Genomic DNA, 4,594 nt, shown 5'->3' on the forward strand with positions numbered 1-4,594 from the left:
TGTATATGGCGCATGCGGAGAAATCATTGTCGTAATACGGCCATCTGCTTTGCCGTTCCAATCACGAGCGAATGCAATGGCTTCAGCAAGCTTTGAAGCTTGCACATCTTCCGGACATAGACCAATTACACCACGTGTCAAGCAGCCACGAATTCCCGATTGCTCTACCATTTGCGCAACCTGATCCATTCGGTCATACATATCCACAAAAGCGGTAGTTCCACTGCGCAGCATTTCAATGATCGCTAGTGCACTGCCGGCACGCGTATCTTGATCAACAAATTTACCTTCCATCGGCCACATCTTTTGTTCCAGCCATACCTGGAGGTTCTGATCATCTGAATATCCACGAAGCAATGTCATAGCCGCATGGCCATGTGTATTAATTAAACCAGGCATGAATGCTAGACGCCTACCATCTACTTTTTGCACATCACTCGCTAGCTGCTGCGGTGCTTCTACTCCAATGTATGTAATACGGTCATCTGTCACRACCATATGCCCTTTGATAGTCGGCTGAGCATCATCCATCGTTACAAATAATCCATTTTCAATCCAAATCTGACTCATCTTGTTTATCTCCTTTTCTAACTAAATAATAAGCCAAGCTTAATAATTCTTTTGTGAAGTCTGCATTATTAATGCGTATCTCATCAGGTACTCGAAGAATGGCAGGAGCGAAGTTGAGAATTCCCTCCACACCTGCTTCTACGAACTGGTTGGCGACATTTTGTGCTTCTATGGATGGAACTGAAATAATGCCGATACGTATTTTTTGCTCAGTAACCGTCCTTGCAAGCTCGCTCATAGGCAGTACTGTCAAATTATTTATGCTTGAACCAATTTTGCTGGGATGAACATCAAAGACTGCTGTAATCTGCATATTATCTTTGGAATACTTATTGTAATTACACAATGCGTGTCCCAAATTCCCGGCACCGACCAAAGCGACATTAATCGTTTGATCAACCTTTAATATTTGACGAATTTTCTCGATTAAATATACGACGTCATATCCAATGCCCTTACGGCCAAAATCTCCAAAATAAGCTAAGTCCTTGCGAATTTGAGCCGGATTTAAATCAAGCTTGATACCTAATTCTTGTGAAGAAATCGTTTGAATCTCACGTGCAAGCAGTTCGTTTAATACTTGGAGGTAAATGGGAAGTCTTCTTACAACAGCTTCCGATATTTTCGTCTGCTTCATCAATTCTCCTCCTCCGAAATTGGCTTAGCTTGAAGTACCGACTGCTCTTCCGCTTTCGCTTCAGACAGCCACTCTCTCATTCGCAGCACCATTTGATCCGCATGCATCGTCTCAATCTTTGGACTAGGCAACGAGTACAAGAAGTGCTTTCCATAATACGCATCTATAACCCTTGTATCATATATGATGACAATTCCTTTGTCTTGTGCCGTCCTAACGAGTCGGCCAAAGCCCTGCTTAAAGCGAATGACCGCTTGTGGGATGGACAGCTTCATAAAAGGGTTTTGCTTTTGACGCAATAACATTTCAGCCTTAGCTTCTACAAGCGGATGGTTCGGCGGTTGAAATGGTAATCGAACAATAGCCAAACAAATCAAAGCATCACCTGGAATGTCAACGCCCTCCCAGAAGCTGCTCGTTCCAAGCAGAACGGATTGTGGCTGTTGCGTGAATCGTCTCGTCAGCTTCGTTCGATTGCCGCTGTCAATTCCTTGTCCTAGCACTTGAATTCCCGATTCACTTAAATATGCCTTGAGCGGATCATAAACCTGCTTAAGCATCCGGTACGAAGTAAAGAGTACAAGCATTCTGCCTCTCGTCTCCTTAGCGGAATCAGCCAATGATTTCACGAGCATCTCTAGGTAAGAAGCATCTACACTTGAACCTTTCAACACTGGAAAATTGCGCGGAATTACGACAAGCGCTTGCTCCCTATAGTTAAATGGTGATGCTAGCTGTACTGTTTTCAATCTGCCCTGTTCCTCATAGCCGATCAGCCCTAGCTGCTCTTCTGCATATTGAAAGGACTTCTGAACAGACAATGTGGCTGATGTAAGTACGATGCTTTCCTTCACGTCAAAAAAATACTTTTGCAGCTGAGAACTTACATCAACAGGAACGCCATACAGCTGAACGGAGCGGAATCGATAAGCATGACTAGCTTCGATCCAGAATACCGAATCTGGCTGCTCCAATTTTATGAAGACGCGTAATTCATCCTTAACCCGAGTCAAATCACGAGTTGCTCCATTTAAATCAGTGATGACAGCCTGAATAGACATATCATCAACTCGCTCTTTAATATCTGTGATCATTTTTTCAACAGTGCGAACGACTCGGTTAAGCTCCGTATGTACATTAGCTTCAACCGCAACAGCCTCCTCCCAGCTTAGAGGCAGCTCGCTATTTTTCAAGCGACAGACCGTTTGGCCATTATCTGAACCACCATCTGAAGAGGTAGATGTAAAGCTATAGAACATTTCAAACAGCTTATCCCAATGCTCCTTAGCATCTTGGAAGATGGGAATGACGGTATCGATCGTTTCCACCCATGCTGTGCTGTGAAAGTCATCTTCATTCAGAAGCTTCTGCCGAAGCGCTGGAAGCAATCCTGAACGATTATCCTTATATAGACGCAAAACAGCTTGTGTCAGTGAGAAATAGTTGATTTGCATACCAAGGTGCTTCCCAGCAACCTCTTCAACATGGTGAGCCTCGTCAATAATAAGATGAGTGTAGGATGGCAGAAGCCGATGGTCGGCTTGAATATCTGTGAATAACATCGAATGGTTAGTTATACATACATCAGCGATATTCGCTTCATTTTTTGCGCGATGATAAAAGCATCTTTTGAACCAAGGACATGCACGGTTAAGGCAAGAGTCCGTATCACTAGCAACAGTCGACCAAAACTCCGCGCCCTTATTGCCAAAATTAAGCTCTTCCTGATCTCCCGTTTCTGTTTCTCCCAGCCACACAACCATTTGTGCAGCGGTTACCGTATCTTCAATAGGCGATACAAGATCCTTCGTATTCACTTTTCCTTCAAATTTACGCAAGCATAAATAATTGCCGCGCCCTTTAAATATGGATGCCTTGAATTCAAATGGAAGTATATCGTTTAGTAGCGGCAAATCACGCTGCCTAAGCTGCTCCTGCAAATTGATGGTGTGAGTGCTTACGACAACCTTTTTTCCATTTTGAACACTGTAGTATAGTGCAGGAATTAAGTAACCCAGTGACTTACCTGTACCGGTACCCGCTTCAATAAGGAGATGCTTATTACTATTAAGAGCGCTATAAACTTCTTGGAACATCTCCGCTTGTGCTTCACGTTCTTCATAATCTTCGAATTTTTCCTCAAAACGCTTCCTCACATCGGCTAAATAACTGTCAAATGAAACATCAGTCAGCGGTTCAGGATCGTTGCTCCCTGCTCTAGGCGGCTGTTCATCCGTCCATTCCGATGCTTTTAATGCAAATTGGTTAAAATAATCATACTCATTCGATTCGAAGACGTTGCGAATCTCCATTTGCTGCTGCGTATGCTTGATGAACCAGCTCAAATCGCTGTCATCGTCAACTAACGCGGATAGCCGCTGCAAAGTAAGCAGCGGCATATTGCGAAGCTTTTTGACCGTTTCGATAAGCAATAAAGCAGTTGCCATTGCATCGCTGTCTGCTCGGTGATGCTGATCATGCGATATGCCGAACAGCTCGGAGACAGCTCCAAGCTGGTACGTATTAATAGTTGGATATAAAATGCGAAGCAGCTCAATCGTATCCAGCTTACGGCCAACAAAGGAATGATAACCGCTGCGATGGAGCGCTTGATTAAGAAAGCCCGCATCGAAACCGACATTATGAGCGACGAGCACAGTATCCTCCAGAAGCGGAATTAGCTTAACGAGTACTTCATCAAGCTCAGGCGCATCTGCCACAAGAGTCTCATCTATGCCCGTCAATTGTGTAATGAATGCCGGTATTTGGATTTTAGGTCGAACAAAGGAGTTAAACGTATTGATGATTTCAAGCTCATCCGAAACGATGACCAGCCCAACCTGCAAAATGTCATCCTCTGAGCTATGTCCCGTCGTTTCCAAGTCCAATACTGCAAATTTCATTTGTTCCCCGATCCTCTCACAAACAGCACAGCTCCGTGCTCCCGAAATATAACGATAATTGCTTGGGTGTTTCTTGACATGACTTCAAATTATTAAGTGGCCCGGTAAAGCTTGGACAAGTGTTATGAGCCTTCATGAATAATTGCTCCGCCTGTGCCAAGTTCATATGCACCGCTTGAATGCATCCTAGCGCATTATAGCCCATAGCAAGCCATTTAGGAAAGTCCGTTAATACGATAAGCAGTTGAAAGTGGCGCTGTGCTTCATTCCAATTTTGCAAATGCATATGCGTCATACCTAAAAATAATCTCGCCAAGTTACACTCCGGCGACTGAACGATTGCAGCTTGAAAATGCGAAGCAGCTTGTGAAAACATAAATAACTTATAATAGCCTTGCCCTTTGGAAATAATGGAAGCCACTTCATTTGGTATTTCAAGATCAGCTGCGTTGCAGGTCGCTACAGCAGATACAGGCAGCAAAGC

Annotated in this window: 4 protein-coding genes; all 4 read right to left on the reverse strand. The window is 43.9% G+C overall.

Annotated features, from left to right (window positions below; genetic code table 11):
* A partial coding sequence (locus AC1DWN_RS28475) for an amidohydrolase family protein (protein ID WP_477562253.1) occupies positions 1-570 on the reverse strand: 570 nt, incomplete at its 3' end.
* On the reverse strand, positions 551-1,207 hold the full coding sequence (locus AC1DWN_RS28480) for a redox-sensing transcriptional repressor Rex (protein WP_477562254.1): 657 nt from the start codon (positions 1,205-1,207) through the stop codon (positions 551-553). The genes AC1DWN_RS28475 and AC1DWN_RS28480, both read right to left, overlap by 20 nt.
* Entirely contained in the window at positions 1,207-4,122 is a 2,916-nt protein-coding gene (dinG, locus tag AC1DWN_RS28485; protein ID WP_477562256.1) for an ATP-dependent DNA helicase DinG, read from the reverse strand. Before dinG ends, AC1DWN_RS28480 begins: the two co-directional genes overlap by 1 nt.
* 4 nt (positions 4,123-4,126) lie before the next feature.
* Positions 4,127-4,594, reverse strand: a 468-nt coding sequence (locus AC1DWN_RS28490) for a tetratricopeptide repeat protein (RefSeq protein ID WP_477562255.1), incomplete at its 5' end; no start/stop codon positions are given.

The sequence above is a fragment of the Paenibacillus sp. P4_A7 genome (assembly GCF_056402455.1).

What these genes read in the sequence shown, in the direction of transcription:
- AC1DWN_RS28480 (WP_477562254.1), bottom strand. Translation starts at nt 1,207, where the DNA reads ATGAAGCAGACGAAAATATCGGAAGCTGTTGTAAGAAGACTTCCCATT.